General features: G+C 41.4%; 30 protein-coding genes and 1 pseudogene. 1 reads left to right on the forward strand and 30 read right to left on the reverse strand.

The genetic code is table 11. The features are described from left to right. Positions 1–35 precede the first annotated feature (35 nt). Positions 36–331 (reverse strand): annotated as a pseudogene (locus H4J54_RS17615) (ligand-gated channel protein); the annotation flags it as partial. A gap of 106 nt (positions 332–437) precedes the next feature. Between H4J54_RS17615 and H4J54_RS17620 the strand changes: the two are divergent. Continuing rightward, entirely contained in the window at positions 438–842 is a 405-nt protein-coding gene (locus H4J54_RS17620; RefSeq protein ID WP_182192287.1) for an OsmC family protein, read from the forward strand. 338 nt (positions 843–1,180) lie between these two features. On the opposite strand, the gene H4J54_RS17625 is transcribed toward H4J54_RS17620, so the two are convergent. The 29 genes from H4J54_RS17625 to rpsJ all read right to left on the reverse strand — a co-directional run bounded on the left by H4J54_RS17625 (position 1,181) and on the right by rpsJ (position 16,039). Beyond that, positions 1,181–2,080 carry a phosphoribulokinase gene (locus H4J54_RS17625; protein ID WP_182192288.1) on the reverse strand — a complete coding sequence of 300 codons (900 nt, stop codon included), beginning with the start codon at positions 2,078–2,080 and terminating at the stop codon, positions 1,181–1,183. A gap of 166 nt (positions 2,081–2,246) precedes the next feature. Continuing rightward, positions 2,247–2,654, reverse strand: a complete 408-nt coding sequence (gene rplQ / locus H4J54_RS17630; protein ID WP_182192289.1) for a 50S ribosomal protein L17 — start codon at positions 2,652–2,654, stop codon at positions 2,247–2,249. Between the two features lie 41 nt (positions 2,655–2,695). Continuing rightward, positions 2,696–3,685 carry a DNA-directed RNA polymerase subunit alpha gene (locus H4J54_RS17635; protein ID WP_146877766.1) on the reverse strand — a complete coding sequence of 330 codons (990 nt, stop codon included), beginning with the start codon at positions 3,683–3,685 and terminating at the stop codon, positions 2,696–2,698. A 24-nt stretch (positions 3,686–3,709) separates the two neighbouring features. Beyond that, a complete protein-coding gene (rpsD, locus tag H4J54_RS17640) occupies positions 3,710–4,330 on the reverse strand; it encodes a 30S ribosomal protein S4 (RefSeq protein WP_146877767.1) in 621 nt (206 codons plus the stop codon). A 32-nt stretch (positions 4,331–4,362) separates the two neighbouring features. After that, positions 4,363–4,752, reverse strand: coding sequence for a 30S ribosomal protein S11 (rpsK, locus tag H4J54_RS17645; RefSeq protein ID WP_076420861.1), 390 nt, complete (start codon positions 4,750–4,752; stop codon positions 4,363–4,365). 13 nt (positions 4,753–4,765) lie between these two features. After that, complete coding sequence (gene rpsM / locus H4J54_RS17650; RefSeq protein WP_081151060.1) at positions 4,766–5,122, reverse strand: 30S ribosomal protein S13; 357 nt, start codon at positions 5,120–5,122, stop codon at positions 4,766–4,768. Between the two features lie 133 nt (positions 5,123–5,255). Beyond that, the gene (gene rpmJ / locus H4J54_RS17655) at positions 5,256–5,369 is read right to left on the reverse strand and encodes a 50S ribosomal protein L36 (RefSeq protein ID WP_182137244.1); all 114 of its coding nucleotides are present in this window, start codon (positions 5,367–5,369) and stop codon (positions 5,256–5,258) included. A gap of 17 nt (positions 5,370–5,386) precedes the next feature. Next, positions 5,387–6,712 (reverse strand): preprotein translocase subunit SecY, encoded by a 1,326-nt coding sequence (gene secY, locus H4J54_RS17660; protein ID WP_182192290.1) that lies wholly within the window; start codon positions 6,710–6,712, stop codon positions 5,387–5,389. A gap of 8 nt (positions 6,713–6,720) precedes the next feature. Then, positions 6,721–7,155 carry a 50S ribosomal protein L15 gene (rplO, locus tag H4J54_RS17665; protein WP_182192291.1) on the reverse strand — a complete coding sequence of 145 codons (435 nt, stop codon included), beginning with the start codon at positions 7,153–7,155 and terminating at the stop codon, positions 6,721–6,723. Between the two features lie 2 nt (positions 7,156–7,157). Then, positions 7,158–7,337, reverse strand: a complete 180-nt coding sequence (rpmD, locus tag H4J54_RS17670; protein ID WP_081151057.1) for a 50S ribosomal protein L30 — start codon at positions 7,335–7,337, stop codon at positions 7,158–7,160. Positions 7,338–7,343: 6 nt separating this feature from the next. Further along, entirely contained in the window at positions 7,344–7,853 is a 510-nt protein-coding gene (rpsE, locus tag H4J54_RS17675) for a 30S ribosomal protein S5 (protein ID WP_146877772.1), read from the reverse strand. A gap of 9 nt (positions 7,854–7,862) precedes the next feature. After that, entirely contained in the window at positions 7,863–8,216 is a 354-nt protein-coding gene (rplR, locus tag H4J54_RS17680) for a 50S ribosomal protein L18 (protein WP_182137241.1), read from the reverse strand. A 9-nt stretch (positions 8,217–8,225) separates the two neighbouring features. After that, positions 8,226–8,759: a 50S ribosomal protein L6 gene (gene rplF, locus H4J54_RS17685; protein ID WP_182192292.1), complete on the reverse strand. Its 534-nt coding sequence runs from the start codon at positions 8,757–8,759 to the stop codon at positions 8,226–8,228. Between the two features lie 12 nt (positions 8,760–8,771). After that, positions 8,772–9,161: a 30S ribosomal protein S8 gene (gene rpsH, locus H4J54_RS17690; protein ID WP_404842454.1), complete on the reverse strand. Its 390-nt coding sequence runs from the start codon at positions 9,159–9,161 to the stop codon at positions 8,772–8,774. 19 nt (positions 9,162–9,180) lie between these two features. After that, positions 9,181–9,486, reverse strand: coding sequence for a 30S ribosomal protein S14 (gene rpsN / locus H4J54_RS17695; protein WP_182192293.1), 306 nt, complete (start codon positions 9,484–9,486; stop codon positions 9,181–9,183). A gap of 4 nt (positions 9,487–9,490) precedes the next feature. Continuing rightward, positions 9,491–10,036 carry a 50S ribosomal protein L5 gene (rplE, locus tag H4J54_RS17700; protein WP_182192294.1) on the reverse strand — a complete coding sequence of 182 codons (546 nt, stop codon included), beginning with the start codon at positions 10,034–10,036 and terminating at the stop codon, positions 9,491–9,493. Between the two features lie 12 nt (positions 10,037–10,048). Next, entirely contained in the window at positions 10,049–10,363 is a 315-nt protein-coding gene (gene rplX / locus H4J54_RS17705) for a 50S ribosomal protein L24 (RefSeq protein WP_182192295.1), read from the reverse strand. A gap of 12 nt (positions 10,364–10,375) precedes the next feature. Continuing rightward, entirely contained in the window at positions 10,376–10,744 is a 369-nt protein-coding gene (gene rplN / locus H4J54_RS17710) for a 50S ribosomal protein L14 (protein ID WP_182137237.1), read from the reverse strand. 350 nt (positions 10,745–11,094) lie between these two features. Next, complete coding sequence (rpsQ, locus tag H4J54_RS17715; protein ID WP_146877779.1) at positions 11,095–11,346, reverse strand: 30S ribosomal protein S17; 252 nt, start codon at positions 11,344–11,346, stop codon at positions 11,095–11,097. Beyond that, a complete protein-coding gene (gene rpmC / locus H4J54_RS17720) occupies positions 11,346–11,537 on the reverse strand; it encodes a 50S ribosomal protein L29 (RefSeq protein ID WP_182192296.1) in 192 nt (63 codons plus the stop codon). Before rpmC ends, rpsQ begins: the two co-directional genes overlap by 1 nt. Beyond that, entirely contained in the window at positions 11,537–11,950 is a 414-nt protein-coding gene (rplP, locus tag H4J54_RS17725; protein WP_146877781.1) for a 50S ribosomal protein L16, read from the reverse strand. Before rplP ends, rpmC begins: the two co-directional genes overlap by 1 nt. A gap of 11 nt (positions 11,951–11,961) precedes the next feature. Further along, complete coding sequence (rpsC, locus tag H4J54_RS17730) at positions 11,962–12,660, reverse strand: 30S ribosomal protein S3 (protein WP_146877782.1); 699 nt, start codon at positions 12,658–12,660, stop codon at positions 11,962–11,964. Between the two features lie 11 nt (positions 12,661–12,671). Further along, positions 12,672–13,004: a 50S ribosomal protein L22 gene (gene rplV, locus H4J54_RS17735; RefSeq protein ID WP_126667308.1), complete on the reverse strand. Its 333-nt coding sequence runs from the start codon at positions 13,002–13,004 to the stop codon at positions 12,672–12,674. A gap of 10 nt (positions 13,005–13,014) precedes the next feature. Next, positions 13,015–13,290, reverse strand: a complete 276-nt coding sequence (gene rpsS / locus H4J54_RS17740; RefSeq protein ID WP_146877784.1) for a 30S ribosomal protein S19 — start codon at positions 13,288–13,290, stop codon at positions 13,015–13,017. 28 nt (positions 13,291–13,318) lie between these two features. Then, the gene (gene rplB / locus H4J54_RS17745) at positions 13,319–14,143 is read right to left on the reverse strand and encodes a 50S ribosomal protein L2 (RefSeq protein ID WP_182137235.1); all 825 of its coding nucleotides are present in this window, start codon (positions 14,141–14,143) and stop codon (positions 13,319–13,321) included. A gap of 12 nt (positions 14,144–14,155) precedes the next feature. Then, entirely contained in the window at positions 14,156–14,458 is a 303-nt protein-coding gene (gene rplW, locus H4J54_RS17750) for a 50S ribosomal protein L23 (RefSeq protein ID WP_182192297.1), read from the reverse strand. After that, positions 14,455–15,060, reverse strand: coding sequence for a 50S ribosomal protein L4 (gene rplD, locus H4J54_RS17755; protein WP_146877787.1), 606 nt, complete (start codon positions 15,058–15,060; stop codon positions 14,455–14,457). The genes rplW and rplD overlap by 4 nt, the downstream gene beginning before the upstream one ends. 15 nt (positions 15,061–15,075) lie before the next feature. Next, positions 15,076–15,714: a 50S ribosomal protein L3 gene (gene rplC, locus H4J54_RS17760; protein WP_182192298.1), complete on the reverse strand. Its 639-nt coding sequence runs from the start codon at positions 15,712–15,714 to the stop codon at positions 15,076–15,078. Positions 15,715–15,727: 13 nt separating this feature from the next. Further along, positions 15,728–16,039, reverse strand: coding sequence for a 30S ribosomal protein S10 (gene rpsJ, locus H4J54_RS17765; protein WP_070375080.1), 312 nt, complete (start codon positions 16,037–16,039; stop codon positions 15,728–15,730). Between the last annotated feature and the right edge of the window lie 1,093 nt (positions 16,040–17,132).

The raw sequence follows: 17,132 nt of genomic DNA on the forward strand, positions 1-17,132 counted from the left end.
ATACTAGAAACTAGTGTCTAGAAACTAAAGTTTACTCATGCGTAATAGCTCATACCATCGAAGCCATAAGGTAGCGCTCTGACTAGGTATTTAAAGGCGCTATTGGTAATGAAGTTTAAGACTTCATCCTCACCAAGCTCATCGGGTGTCTTATCAAATAAGTTATTTATACCGGCCGATAATTGTAAAGTATCGCTAAGCTGATACGCTAAATTAACGTCAATTAATACCGCTGACTCTACGACACTGGTCGGTTTAAAACTGTCTGTTGGTGATAAAATCCTGGTAGTCCGATATGATCATTACCAAAATACATAATGTCAGTTTCACCTAACCGCCATTGATATGATTTCAACAACAAATATCATTGGAGTTAGTAGCTAATGTTATTATAACTAGTTAAAATTCAGCTGAATTTAACACTCAGGAAGATATAAATGAAAGCACAAGTAAAATGGATCGGCGAAGAAATGTTTATCGGCACGTCTGAAAGTGGCCACACAATTGTATTAGATGCGAACGCAGGTGCTCTGGCCCCTAGCCCATTAGAAAGTGTTTTAATATCTCTAGGCGCTTGTTCTTCAGTTGATGTGGTGAGTATATTAGAAAAAGCACGACAAACTATTACCAGCTGTAAAGTTGAAATATCAGCTCAGCGCGTTGATTCTGTGCCAAAATTATTTTCTGATATCCACTTACATTTCGTTATTCAAGGTGACGACGTTGGTACTAAACATGTTGAGCGTGCGGTCAGTTTATCTGCCGATAAATATTGCTCGGTAGCATTGATGCTTAATAAGTCGGTTAATATTACTCACGACTTCGAGGTTATTAGCCTATAACACATTGGCTATCATTATCATTGTGCCGGCTAGGGTAACCTTCTTTTACCCTAGTGACGCTTTGAGCTTTTTATATTGCCTGTTTAATCATCCTGCAGAAGCTAAAGTCAGCTTAATGATTAAACAGCAATATCAAGATACCAAGGCTTAGATACTAGCCGGTATTCATTGACTTGTTATAAATACCGCTTGCCCTTAAATTCTTTAAGTCGTACTCATTGTTTCCTCCCTGCAAAAAAATAAGAAATGATTCTCAGGGAGAAAAGAAGAAGAACGACAGGAGCAGTAAAGGTCAAATCAAACAATTTGTTACAGGCTTAAAAAATATCAGCTTTTGGTTACAAATCACTCATCCAATCAAGTTGTTTGTTTGCTTCACTCTTTCTAAGCATTAAGTCTTTAATTAACGGGGTTAATAATAATTCCATCGCTAAACCCATTTTTCCGCCTGGGACAACCAAGGTATTCATGCGGGACATAAATGATCCATCGATCATGCTGAGGTAATAGGGAAAGTCGAGTTGACTTGATTCACGGCAACGAATCACTACAAAACTCTCGTCTAACGTTGGAATTGCTTTAGCACTAAAAGGATTTGAAGTATCAACAGTGGGGACTCTTTGAAAGTTAATATGGGTCCGCGAAAACTGTGGTGTGATAAATGAAATGTAATCTTCCATACTTCTAACAATACTTTGGGTTACAGCCTCACGACTATGACCACGCTTGTCGGTGTCACGTATTATCTTTTGTATCCATTCTAAGTTAACGATCGGTACCATACCAATGAGTAGATCAACATGCTTTGCTACGTCATTATTCTCGGTAACAACCCCGCCATGTAACCCTTCGTAGTAAAGTAGATCAGTGCCCTCACCCAAAGTTTCCCACGGTGTAAAAGTACCGGGCATTTGGTTATAAGGCACAGCTTCATCGAATGTATGCAGATAACGGCGCACTTTGCCTTTACCTGTTTCTGAGTAATCTTTAAATAATTCTTCTAAGGCGTCAAAATCATTGGCCGCAGCGCCAAAGTAACTTAATTTAAGTTGCTGTTCTTTCGCTTTGCGCTTTTCTAAATCCATTTCTTGGCGCGAGTAGCGATGGAAACTATCTCCCTCAACGGTTGCGGATGTAATGCCTAATGAGCGAAAAATATGTTCAAACGATTCCGTTGTCGTAGAAGTGCCAGCACCCGAAGAGCCGGTAACAGCGATGATAGGATTTCGTGATGACATAATGGCTGACCTTATTATTAATGGACAATTGTTATACGAGGTATTACTAGGCGGGTCAAGCTTTAGCTAATGTTCTTATCTTACAGTAGCGATTTTAGCACACAAAAAAGCGGAGCCTAAGCTCCGCTTTTAATATCGTCAGAATAAATTTAGTACAAGTACTAAATTATGCTTCTGTGCTAACTTCTTCAACTACTTCAGCTGCATCTTCTACTGCTGGGCGGTCAACAAGTTCAACATAAGCCATAGGGGCTTTATCACCAGTACGGAAACCACATTTTAAAATGCGAGTGTAACCACCAGGACGATCTTGGTAACGAGCACCAAGTTCGTTGAATAAAATACCTACTACTTCTTTATCTTGTGTACGAGCAAACGCTAAACGGCGATTTGCAACACTGTCGGTTTTGGCCAATGTAATTAGTGGCTCAACAACGCGACGAAGTTCTTTAGCTTTAGGAACAGTCGTTTTAATAACGCCATGTTTTACTAAAGAACTTGCCATATTGCGGAACATCGCCTGGCGATGACTGCTATTACGGTTTAACTGGCGACCGCTTTTACGATGGCGCATAAGTTAATCCTTATCTCAACTATTAAAAAACGATGATCGACTTAGTCGTTATCAGCTATGCTTTCTGGTGGCCAGTTTTCTAGGCGCATGCCCAGAGACAAACCACGAGACGCCAAGACGTCTTTGATCTCGGTTAAAGACTTCTTACCTAAATTAGGTGTTTTAAGAAGTTCAACCTCAGCACGCTGTACTAAGTCGCCAATATATTGAATTGCTTCTGCTTTTAAGCAGTTTGCTGAACGAACAGTAAGTTCAAGGTCATCAACAGGACGAAGCAAAATAGGATCAAACAGTGGTTTTTCCTCTTTTGGCTCTACTTCAGTTACATCACGAAGCTCTACAAACGCATCTAGCTGTTCAGCTAGAATAGTTGAAGCGCGACGAATTGCTTCTTCAGGATCTAACGTACCGTTAGTTTCCATGTCTAAGACTAATTTGTCCAAATCTGTACGTTGTTCAACACGTGCAGAATCAACGTCATAGGCAATTCTTACAACAGGACTGAATGAAGCATCAACTAACAAACGTCCAATTGCACGATCTTCTTCCTCGGCATCACGTCGAGTTGAAGCAGGAACGTAACCACGTCCCATTTCAACCTTTATACGCATACTGATAGAGCCATCACCTGTCAAATGACAGATTACATGGGTTGGATTTGCAATTTCTACATCACCATCATGTTGGATATCGGCTGCCGTTACAGGGCCTTCACCAGATTTAGTTAAGGTAAGAACAGCTTCGTTTTTACCTTCTAAACTTATAGCTAATCCTTTAAGGTTTAACAGTATCTCGATGATGTCTTCTTGCACACCTTCTTTACTACTGTACTCATGAAGTACACCGTCAATTTCAACTTCAGTTACAGCACAACCTGGCATTGAAGATAAAAGAATGCGGCGTAACGCATTACCTAAAGTGTGACCAAAACCACGTTCTAATGGTTCTAAAGTTACTTTAGCACGAGTAGGGCTAATAGTTTCGATACCAACCAATCGTGGTCTAAGGAATTCGGTTACAGAACCCTGCATTATGTCCTCTCTTAAAGTGCAACTTTACTTAGAGTAAAGTTCAACAATCAACTGTTCATTAATTTCGGCAGACAAGTCAGAACGATCAGGAACACGTTTGAAAACGCCTTCAAGTTTCTTGTTATCTACTTCAATCCAAACTGGCTTCTCACGTTGTTCAGCTAATTCTAAAGCAGCGATGATACGCGCTTGAGTTTTAGACTTTTCACGTACAGAAACTGCATCTTCAGCTTTAACAGTGAAAGATGGAATATTAACAACAACACCGTTAACTACGATAGCTTTATGGCTAACGAGTTGACGAGCTTCAGCACGAGTGCTGGCATAGCCCATACGGTATACTACGTTATCAAGACGTTTCTCTAAAAGTTGCAACAAGTTTTCACCTGTATTGCCTTTTAGACGAGCCGCTTCTTTATAGTAGTTGCGGAATTGTTTTTCTAGTACGCCATAAATACGACGAACTTTTTGTTTTTCACGAAGCTGAATACCGTAATCAGATAAACGACCGCGACGGGCGCCATGTTGACCTGGTATTGTTTCGATTTTACATTTAGTGTCAATTGCTCTAACACCGCTTTTAAGGAACAAATCTGTACCTTCGCGGCGACTAAGCTTTAACTTAGGACCTAAATATCTAGCCATTTTCTTTCTCCAACAATCCTAAAAAAGTACGATTAAACGCGACGTTTCTTAGGAGGACGACAACCATTATGAGGAATCGGTGTTACGTCTGTAATGTTGGTGATTTTAAAACCAGCAGCATTTAAAGCACGGATAGCAGATTCACGACCTGGACCCGGACCTTTAACGAACACTTCAATATTCTTCAAGCCAAACTCTTGTGCAGCTTTACCAGCACGATCTGCAGCTACTTGCGCAGCAAATGGAGTAGATTTACGTGAACCACGAAAACCTGAACCACCAGCAGTCGCCCATGATAAGGCGTTACCTTGACGATCTGTAAGAGTTACGATTGTGTTGTTGAAAGATGCATGGATATGAGCCATGCCGTCAGCAACTTGTTTTTTAACGCGTTTACGCGTACGTACAGGTGTTTTAGCCATTATCTAGTTCCTCTTACTTCTTAATTGGCTTACGAGGACCTTTACGGGTGCGCGCATTAGTTTTAGTGCGTTGACCACGTAGAGGAAGACTGCGACGGTGGCGAATACCACGGTAACAACCTAAATCCATAAGACGTTTAATGTTCATTGAAACTTCACGGCGTAAATCACCTTCTACGGTGTATTTATCCACTTCTGCACGAAGCAAATCAATTTGAGCTTCGTCCAATTCACTGATCTTAGTTGACTCTGCAATACCAGTTGCAACACAAATTGCTTTCGCACGTGTTGCTCCGATACCGAAGATCGCAGTAATGGCGATTACTGCATGCTTACGATCAGGGATGTTAATGCCAGCGATACGGGCCACTAAACACATCTCCTATTTTTAAATTAAAATTTACCAGTTGAAAAGCCCGTTAGGATACTCAACCAGCCGCATTTCTTTGTAAATCGAAGCGGCATTATACAGACTTATCTGCATAATGCTACTGCTTAAAGATTTAGCCTTGACGTTGTTTATGCTTTGGCTCTTCGCAGATTACGCGAATAACACCAGCACGTTTAACAATTTTACAGTTACGACAAATCTTTTTTACGGATGCACGTACTTTCATTCTATATACTCCGTTACCTAACGACCGTAGCCCTTAAGGTTTGCTTTCTTAAGTACATTGTCATATTGATGTGACATCAAATGGGTCTGTACTTGTGCCATAAAATCCATTATCACAACTACTATAATAAGTAGTGATGTGCCGCCAAAGTAAAAATTGACGTCCCATGCCATGATAATAAACTGAGGTACCAAACAGATAAAGGTAATATACATCGCACCAGCTAAGGTTAAGCGAGTCATAACTTTATCGATATATTTTGACGTTTGCTCACCAGGACGGATCCCAGGAATAAACGCACCGGATTTTTTCAGGTTATCTGCCGTTTCACGCGGATTGAAAACAAGCGCCGTGTAAAAGAAACAGAAAAATATTATCGCAGCGGCAAGTAACATGACATACAACGGCTGTCCTGGAGAAATAGCAATTGATACTTCTTGTAGGAAATCAGCAAGCATGCCTTCACCTTGGCCAAACCAGCTCGCAAGCGTGCCTGGAAACAAGATAATACTTGAAGCGAAAATTGGTGGAATAACACCTGCCATATTGACTTTGAGCGGTAAATGCGTGCTTTGAGCAGCGAAAACCTTACGGCCTTGCTGACGTTTAGCATAGTTAACAACAATACGTCGTTGACCACGTTCCACAAATACTACAAAGAAAGTAGTAGCAAATATAATTACGCCAATTAGCAATAATACTAATAAGTGCAATTCACCTTGACGCGCCGCCTCTGCTGTTTGAGCAACAGCTGACGGCATACCAGCCACTATACCTGCAAATATCAAAACAGAAATACCGTTACCAATACCGCGTTCAGTAATTTGTTCACCTAACCACATCAGAAACATGGTACCAGTAACCAAACTTACTACCGCAGCAAAGTAGAATCCGAAACCTGCGTCCATTACTAGACCTGGCATCATTCCCGGTAGACTTCTTGCTATTGCAATTGATTGTACAGTCGCTAGAACTAAAGTGCCGTAGCGGGTGTATTGACTGATTTTACGTCGTCCAGCTTCACCTTCTTTTTTCAATTCTGCCATTGCCGGGTGCATGACCGTAAGCAATTGCATTATGATTGAAGCTGAGATGTACGGCATAATACCCAGTGCCAATACAGAGGCTCGCTCAAGTGCACCACCAGAGAACATGTTAAACATCTCTACAATGGTGCCCTTTTGTTGATCAAACAACTGAGCTAATACAGCGGCGTCAATACCAGGGATTGGCACAAATGTTCCCAAACGAAGCACAATAAGTGCACCGAATACAAACCATAATCTTTGTTTAAGCTCAGACAAGCCGCCCTTTGCTTTATTATCAATTCCTGGTGTAGCCATAACCTGTACTATTCCTCGATTTTTCCGCCTGCCGCTTCAATAGCTGCACGTGCGCCTTTAGTAACACCTAAACCACGTATAGTAATTGGACGAGTGATATCACCAGAAAGCATGATTTTCACCGCGACAATGTTACGTGTGATTAAGTTAGCATCTTTAAGGGCAAAGATATCGACAACATCACCTGTGATGTTGTTTAGTTCATGTAAACGTACTTCAGCGCGAACTAAAGATTTACGTGACGTGAAACCAAACTTAGGTAAACGTTGTTTCAATGGCATTTGACCACCTTCGAAACCAGGACGAACACTACCGCCAGAACGAGATTTCTGACCTTTGTGACCACGACCGCCTGTTTTTCCTATGCCTGAACCAATACCACGCCCACAGCGTTTCTTGGCTTTCTTAGCACCTGGTGCAGGAGATAAAGTATTTAAATGCATTATTAATCCTCCACTTTAATCATATAAGATACTTGATTAATCATACCACGTACAGAGGGAGTATCTTCTAACTCGACTGTATGACGGATACGACGTAAACCAAGACCCTTTAATGTAGCTCTATGCTTCGGCAAACGACCGATAGAACTTTTTAACTGAGTTATTTTAACTGTTTTAGCCATGCTCGATTACCCCAAGATATCTGAAACGCTTTTGCCACGTTTTGCTGCAACAGCTTCAGGCGAATGCATATTCGCAAGAGCAGATACAGTAGCGCGAACTACGTTGATTGGGTTAGTAGAACCGTATGCTTTTGACAATACGTTCTGTACGCCTGCAACTTCAAGTACTGCACGCATAGCGCCACCGGCGATAATACCCGTACCTTCAGAAGCTGGTTGCATGTAAACTTTAGAACCTGAATGCTTGCCAATGATGACATGCTGAAGAGTAGTACCCTTCAAATCTACGGTTACTAAGTTACGACGCGCTTTTTCCATTGCTTTTTGGATTGCAGCAGGCACTTCACGTGCTTTACCGTAACCAAAACCAACGCGACCAGCACCATCACCAACTACGGTTAATGCTGTGAAACTGAAAATACGACCACCTTTAACCACTTTTGAAACGCGGTTAACTGCGATTAGCTTTTCAGCCATATCACTTTGTTGTGAGTTTTCTTGATTATGATTAGCCATTATCAACCCCTAAAACTGAAGACCAGCTTCGCGAGCTGCATCTGCTAACGCTTTCACGCGACCATGGTAACGGAAACCTGAACGGTCAAAAGCAACACTTGTGATGCCTTTAGCTACTGCACGTTCTGCAAGAGCCTTACCTACAGCCGTAGCTGCTTCAACGTTGCCTGTTTTTTCTAACTGAGCACTAACTTCTTTATCTAAAGTAGACGCTGATGCGATTACTTCAGAACCTGTTGGTGCAATCAATTGCGCGTAAATATGACGAGGAGTACGGAATACAACTAAACGATTCGCACCCAACTCGCTAATTTTTGCACGAGAGCGTTTAGCTCTGCGCAAACGAGATGTTTTCTTATCCATAGTATTACCCTACTTCTTCTTAGCTTCTTTACGACGGACAATCTCATCGCTATAACGAATCCCTTTACCTTTATAAGGCTCAGGTTTACGGTATGCGCGAATGTTCGCTGCAGTTTGACCGACCAACTGTTTATCAGCACCTTTCAGTATGATTTCAGTTTGGGTAGGAGTTTCAACGGTAATCCCTTCAGGGATTGCGTGCTCGACCGGGTGCGAAAAACCTAAAGATAAGTTTAAAACCTTACCTGCAGCTTTAGCACGGTAACCAACACCGTTTAACAATAATTTCCTTTCAAAACCTTTACTAACACCTTCAACCATATTATTGATTAAAGAGCGTACAGTACCGGCTTGAGACCAAGCGCCTTTTGTATCAGCTACGATATTAGTGATGATCTTGCTCTCTTCTTGAGAAACAACAACAGCGCTATGGATCGTATGCGATAATTCGCCAATTGGACCTTTAACTTTGATGTCTTGACCTGATAACGTAATAGTAACGCCAGCAGGGATTGCGACATGTGCTTTTGCAACACGAGACATAATTCTGCTCCTTTACTCTACGAAACCAAGAACTTCACCGCCAAGACCCGCATTGCGAGCGGCGCGATCAGTCATTAGACCTTTAGAAGTAGAAATAATTGCGATACCCATGCCTGCTAATACTTTAGGAAGCTCTTGAGCACCTTTGTATACGCGAAGACCTGGACGTGAAACACGTTTGATCACTTCAATTACTTCTTTACCTTCAAAATATTTCAATTCAACAGTTAATTCAGGCTTTGCATCGCTTGAAACTGTAAACTCTGAAATATAACCTTCTTCTTTAAGCAAGTTGGCAAGTGCAACTTTTACCTTAGAAGATGGCATTTTTACTGCAGTTTTTGCTGCAGATTGACCGTTGCGGATGCGTGTAAACATGTCCGCGATAGGATCAGTCATCATAACCATTTACTCCCGTGAATTACCAACTAGCTTTCTTAAGACCTGGAACTTCACCGCGCATCATAGTTTCGCGTAATTTAATACGGCTTAAACCAAATTTGCGTAAGAAACCATGTGGACGGCCAGTAATGTTACAACGGTTACGTTGACGACTACTACTCGAATCACGAGGTAAACTTTGAAGTTTCAATACAGCATCCCAGCGTTCTTCATCAGAAGAATCGGCACCAGAGATGATAGCTTTTAGTGCACTACGCTTTTCAGCATATTGTGCAACTAACTTGGTTCTTTTAGCTTCACGAGCTTTCATTGACGATTTTGCCATAACTCTACACCTTCTTCTTAAATGGGAAGTTGAAGGCAGCCAATAATGCATGACCCTCTTCATTGTCCTTCGCACTTGTAGTGATAGTGATATCCATTCCGCGAATTTTATCGATTCTATCGTACTCGATTTCAGGGAAAATGATTTGCTCACGTACGCCCATGCTGTAGTTACCACGACCATCGAATGACTTAGGATTTAAGCCACGGAAATCGCGGATACGAGGAATAGAAATAGAGATTAAACGCTCTAAAAATTCCCACATACGTTCGCCACGTAGAGTTACTTTTGTGCCTATAGGATAGCCTTCACGAATTTTGAAGCCCGCAACTGATTTGCGTGCTAATGTCGTGACCGGCTTTTGACCTGAGATTGCAGTAAGATCATTTGTGGCGTGTTCTAAAACTTTTTTATCAGAAATAGCTTCGCCAACACCCATGTTAAGGGTGATCTTTTCAATCCGAGGGACTTGCATGACACTTTTATAACCAAATTGCTTTTGCAATTCAGCTACAACTGTATCTTTATATAAATCATGCAGTTTCGCCATCGTTTACTCCAATTAAATTAATTCGTTATTAGATTTGAAAAAACGCGTTTTTTTGCCGTCTTCATCTCTAAAACCAACACGATCTGCTTTGCCAGTAGCTGGGTTAACAATCGCAACGTTGGATACATTTAAAGGTGCTTCTTTTTCAACAATCCCACCAGGCTGCTGTAACTGAGGTACAGGCTTAGTGTGCTTCTTGATTAAGTTAATACCTTCAACAAATACTTTGCCGTCTTCAACAAGAACTTTGGTCACTTTACCAGTTTTGCCCTTGTCTTTACCTGCAAGTACGATTACTTCATCATCACGACGAATCTTAGATGCCATTATCGTGACTCCTTATAGTACTTCTGGTGCAAGTGAAACAATTTTCATGAATTTTTCATTACGAAGTTCACGAGTCACAGGACCGAAAATACGAGTACCAATTGGTTGTAAGTTAGCATTTAACATTACAGCCGCATTTTCATCAAAACGGATGGTAGAACCATCTGAACGACGAACACCTTTCTTAGTGCGCACCACTACTGCAGTTAGGACATCACCTTTTTTAACTTTGCCGCGAGGAGTTGATTCCTTCACTGCAATTTTAATGATGTCACCAATGCGTGCGTAGCGACGGTGCGAACCACCAAGAACCTTTATACATTGTACACGTCGAGCGCCGCTGTTATCAGCTACGTTCAGTTGTGATTGCATTTGGATCATTTAATATGTCTCCGCTAAATTATCTTTATAAAAGATTAAATTCAAGGCCAGAAATTTGACCCGTCACTGCCTTCTAAATCCCACTCACAACGAGCGGGCGCGAGATTATAACACCGGTGATTTAAAAGTGATACTTTATTTAGCTAAAAAGTAACCACTATGCTAGGAGCGGTCTGCAGGATGATTGCTGCCACAGTCACCAAAAAATGCGCTATACCAGCGGTTTAATACACTTAATTATCCAGTATCAATATGACGTTTAAAAATCTAGATATAAATTTTTGTTGAAAAAAAAGGCCCTGCAGAAGCAGAGCCTTTTCAAAGTTCTTATTGTGAATTAGATCAGGCGATTAAGCTTTCTCTAATACGCTTACCAAAGTCCAAGACTTAGTCTTAGAAATTGGAGCACATTCACGAATAGATACTAAATCACCAGCTGCACATTGGTTAGTTTCATCATGCGCTTTCAACTTAGTTGAACGCGTCATGTACTTACCGTACATAGGGTGCTTAACACGTCGTTCGATCAGGACAGTGATAGACTTATCCATTTTGTCACTGACGACACGACCTTGTAGTGTACGAATTTTTGCTTCGCTCATTACTTACCTGCCTTCTCAGTTATGATAGTCTTAACACGCGCGATGCTACGGCGTACATTTCTTTGCAAATGAGTTTGCGTCAACTGGCCTGTGCTTGCTTGCATGCGATAGTTAAACTGTTCGCGTAACAACTCAAGCAATTCAGCGTTTAGCTCTTCAATGCTTTTTTCTTTCAATTCACTAGCTTTCATTACATCACCGTTCTAGTTACGAAAGTTGTTTTGAACGGAAGTTTAGCTGCTGCTAAAGCAAATGCTTCACGAGCAATCTCTTCCGAAACACCTTCCATTTCATAAAGAACACGACCAGGTAGAATTTGGCATACCCAATATTCCACTGAACCTTTACCTTTACCCATACGAACTTCAAGAGGTTTTTTAGTAATTGGCTTATCAGGGAATACACGGATCCAGATTTTACCTTGACGCTTCACGTGACGAGTCATTGCTCGACGAGCCGCTTCAATTTGACGCGCAGTCATACGACCACGTTCCATTGATTTTAACCCGAAAGTACCGAAGCTTACTGAACTACCTACATGTGCAAGACCGCGGTTACGCATTTTAAATTGCTTGCGGAACTTAGTACGTTTTGGTTGTAACATTACTTATTCCCCTACTTACTGGTCTTGCGGTTAGGTTTTCTTTTAGGCTTAGCAGCTGGTTGCTCTACTTGTAATGGCATGTTGCCAATTACTTCGCCTTTAAAGATCCATACTTTGATACCGATAACACCGTAAGTGGTATCAGCACGCGCAATTGAGTAATCAATGTCAGCACGTAAAGTGTGTAATGGAACACGACCTTCACGATACCATTCAGCACGTGCAATATCTGCACCGCCTAAACGACCACTTACTTGTACTTTGATGCCTTTTGCGCCTAAACGCATAGCATTTTGTACAGCACGTTTCATCGCACGACGGAACATTACACGACGTTCTAATTGACTAGCGATGCTATCAGCAACAAGCTGCGAATCCATTTCTGGCTTACGCACTTCAGCAATGTTGATTTGAGCAGGAACACCAGCAATTTTAGAAACCGCTAAACGTAGTTTCTCAACATCTTCGCCTTTCTTACCGATTACAACACCCGGACGAGCCGTGTGGATTGTAACGCGGATAGATTTAGCTGGACGTTCAATTACAATTTTTGATAATGAAGCACGCTTAAGCTTTTCAGTTAAATATTCACGAACCAAATGGTCACCGTGTAAATTAGCTGCGAAATCTTTAGTACTTGCAAACCAAGTAGACGCGAAAGGTTTCGTGATACCTAAGCGAATACCATTTGGATGGACTTTTTGACCCATTCTAATATCTCCTAGCTATCAGATACAATCACAGTAATGTGACTTGTACGCTTAAGGATTCGATCCGCGCGACCTTTCGCACGAGGCTTAATACGTTTCATTGTTGGACCATCGTCAACCATAATAGTTTTTACGATAAGCTCGTCAATGTCTGCACCTTCGTTGTGCTCTGCGTTAGCAATAGCTGAATCAAGTACTTTTTTAACCAAAACAGCAGCAGATTTATTGCTGAATGTTAAGATCTCAAGTGCTTTTTCAACATGCAAGCCGCGGATCTGATCCACAACTAAGCGTGCTTTTTGTGCAGAGCCACGGGCAAATTTATGTGTAGCAATAGCTTCCATCTAATTTCCCCTATCTCTTCGCTTTCTTATCCGCGACATGGCCACGGTAAGTACGAGTTGGTGCAAATTCACCTAATTTGTGACCGATCATTTCATCAGTTACAAATACAGGTACGTGTTGACGGCCATTATGGACGGCAATGGTCAATCCGATCATCGTAGGGATGATCATTGAACGACGAGACCAAGTCTTAATTGGCTTTTTAATCCCGCTTTCCACCGCTGTCTCTACCTTCGTCAACAAGTGTAGGTCTATAAATGGACCTTTCTTGAGAGAACGTGGCATGGTGATTCCTCTTTAATTAAAAGTACTATTATTTAGCACGACGACGTACGATAAATTTATCGGTACGCTTGTTAGAACGAGTCTTGTAACCTTTAGTTGGTACACCCCAAGGTGATACCGGGTGACGACCGCCTGATGTTTTACCTTCACCACCACCGTGTGGGTGATCAACTGGGTTCATGGCAACACCACGAACAGTTGGGCGAACACCACGCCAGCGTGAAGCACCAGCTTTACCCAAAGAGCGAAGCATGTGTTCAGCGTTGCCGATTTCACCTAAAGTAGCACGACAATCTGACTCTATTTTACGCATTTCACCAGAGCGAAGACGTAAAGTGACATAAGCACCGTCTTTCGCAACTAATTGCGCGTAAGTACCAGCAGCACGTGCGATTTGAGCACCTTTACCTGGTTTAAGTTCGATTGCGTGAACAACACTACCTAATGGTGTGTTGCGAAGTGGTAAAGTGTTACCTGGCTTAATAGGAGCATCGACACCAGACTGGATTGAATCTCCAGCACTTAAGCCTTTAGGGGCTAGGATGTAACGACGTTCACCATCAGCGTAAAGTACTAGTGCAATGTTTGCACTACGGTTTGGATCATATTCCAAACGTTCTACTTTAGCAGGGATACCATCTTTATTACGTTTAAAGTCAACCATACGATAATGTTGCTTGTGTCCACCACCAATGTGACGAACAGTAATGCGACCATTATTGTTACGACCACCAGATTTAGACTTAGTGTCTAACAATGGTGCGTAAGGCTTACCTTTATGCAACTCCGTGTTTACCACTTTAACAACGTGGCGACGACCCGGAGAAGTAGGTTTACATTTAACTATAGCCATTTTCGTAAACTCCTATGATTCCGCGCCAACGAAGTTGATTTCACTGCCTTCAGCAAGTGTAACGTATGCTTTTTTCCAATCGCTTCTGCGACCAAAACGAGCACCAGTACGTTTCACTTTACCTTTGACATTTAATGTACGAACACCATCAACTGAAACTTCAAAAAGTTTCTCAACAGCAGCTTTGATTTCAGCTTTAGTAGCAGTAGTGGCAACTTTGAAAACAACTGTGTTGTTAACTTCAGCGGCCATGGTGCTTTTCTCAGAAATGTTCGGTGCTAAAAGCACTTTCAGTAAACGTTCTTCGTTTATCATCCTAACATCTCCTCAAGTTGCTTAACTGCTGATGCAGTCATCAAAACTTTTTCGAAACCTACCAAGCTAACTGGGTCAATACCGTCTACGTCACGCACGTCAACTTTATACAAGTTGCGCGCTGATAAGAACAAGTTCTCATCAACATCTGGAGTAACGATTAATACGTCTTTTAGCTCCAATGCGTTAAGTTTAGCTACTAACTCTTTAGTTTTTGGTGTTTCAACTGTAAAATTTTCTACCACGATCAAGCGTTCTTGACGAACTAACTCAGAAAGGATGCTTTTAATCGCACCACGGTACATTTTACGGTTTACTTTTTGGCTGTGATCCTGTGGCTTAGCAGCGAATGTTACGCCACCTGTACGCCAGATTGGACCACGACTAGTACCAGCACGTGCACGGCCAGTACCTTTTTGACGCCATGGTTTTGCGCCACCACCACTAACTTCTGAACGAGTTTTTTGAGCACGAGTACCTGCACGAGCACCAGCTGCATAAGCAACTACTACTTGGTGTACAAGAGCTTCATTAAACTCAAGTCCAAAAGTTGTTTCAGAAACTTCAAGAGCGCCTGAAGCGTCTTTTAATGCTAATTCCATCACAAATCTCCTGGACTAGGCTTTAACAGCTGGTTTGATGATTACGCTACCGTTGATTGCACCCGGAACCGCACCTTTAATAAGGAGCAAGTTACGTTCTACATCAACACGAACCAATTCAAGGTTTTGCGTTGTAACTTTTGCAGCACCCATGTGACCAGACATTTTTTTGCCTTTGAAAACACGACCTGGTGTTTGACACATACCTATCGAACCGTTTGAACGGTGAGATAGTGAGTTACCATGAGTTGCATCTTGCATTGAAAAATTCCAACGCTTAATACCACCTTGGAAACCTTTACCTTTTGAGGTGCCAGTAACATCTACTAATTTCGTGTCATTAAATAACTCAACAGTGATTTCACTGCCAGTTACAAGACCTTCGCCTTCATTTGCATTTAAGCGGAATTCCCACAGGCCACGGCCTGCTTCGATACCAGCTTTCGCAAAATGACCAGCTGTTGGCTTGTTAACACGGTTAGCTTTTTTGCTTCCCGTGGTAACTTGAAGCGCCGAATAACCATCGTTGTCAACAGTTTTAACCTGAGCAACACGGTTCGCTTCAACTTCTAGGACGGTGACAGGAGTAGATACGCCATCTTCAGAGAAGATGCGAGTCATGCCCACTTTACGTCCAACTAGACCTATAGTCATGTTAAAACTCCTATTAACCCAAGCTGATTTGAACGTCAACACCAGCTGCAAGATCTAAACGCATTAATGCATCTACAGTCTTCTCAGTTGGTTCTACGATATCAATCATGCGTTTGTGAGTACGAATTTCGTACTGATCACGTGCATCTTTGTTAACGTGTGGTGAAGTCAAGATAGTGAAACGTTCTTTGCGTGTAGGAAGTGGAATTGGACCACGAACCTGTGCGCCAGTACGTTTAGCAGTATCTACGATTTCAGCTGTTGATTGATCAATCAAACGATGATCGAACGCTTTCAAACGAATGCGAATTCTTTGATTTGACATTAAGACAAATCCCCATTTTAAAGAACAACAAAATACTGCCCATCACCTTTTTATATAAAAGGGGGGAGTATCGCTATAACATTCAACTCCATATCGGAATTGCTGTGTGTTAACTATTAATAATTAAAACTAATACGTTAACTGATAAACACGTTGAGACGAGCTCGACGTGGAGGCGTATTATACAGAGAGCGATGATAATTTCAACTATTTATTTAACAACTTTAACATCTATAGTCTTTTCTAGCCTTTTCGTTTCTAGATACAGGCTTGCCCGTCTAGCAAGGCTCAGCTATATACGGATTGAGGCTAGATTATCGATGATAAGTGTCGCGTAAACTAGGCTGTCTGAATCAGAAATAATTGTGATTTTTTGCAATCAATAATATAGCCGATGAGCCTGTAATAACTTGTCTGTGCGAAGTTAAGCTCGACGCTAGCAAAATCTCTTCCTGCCATCATATTTAATCAAATTCTCATATAAATATGGTATCAAGCTAATCATCTTCCCAACTACCTAGTAAATTTAGTCTGTCAGAGCTTATAAATGTTGGGGAAGACAAACACTCAATAACCTTGGGACCCGCAAGCAACACCATCTATAAATAGCTTGAATAGGCAAGATCAATGATTTGCTGCTCATGTCGATGATTTTTTACTTTATCAATGAAGCTGTCTCGCCACTGTTGCCATTAAAGCAGCACTGACCCCATTACTGAAGATGACACATACCTTCAAATTGTCCCTTAATCTAATTGCCTAGTTTAGTGCTAAAACAGTATATTGAAATAAGTCGGGTAGAGTCTTATGACACTATTATGGTTTTAGCTCATTAGAGACTAATACTAGAGGGTTAATCTAGGCTAAAAATAATAGCTCCAGCGGTATAGACAATATCAAAACACTTTAAAACACCGTCAAAACACTATTGAAAGCCATATGGCCTTGATGCAAACTTCATTGCAGTTTTCAAACTGCTATATTTAATAGCCATATATAAGCAGAGCTATTGGTTTGTTATTTTTTTATTTATTATCTCAATATCACCAAATATGCTTCACAACTGATATTTTTAACTGCGCTGAGCAGAAAT

The organism is Colwellia sp. MB3u-8, assembly GCF_014076985.1.
GTDB lineage: Bacteria > Pseudomonadota > Gammaproteobacteria > Enterobacterales > Alteromonadaceae > Cognaticolwellia.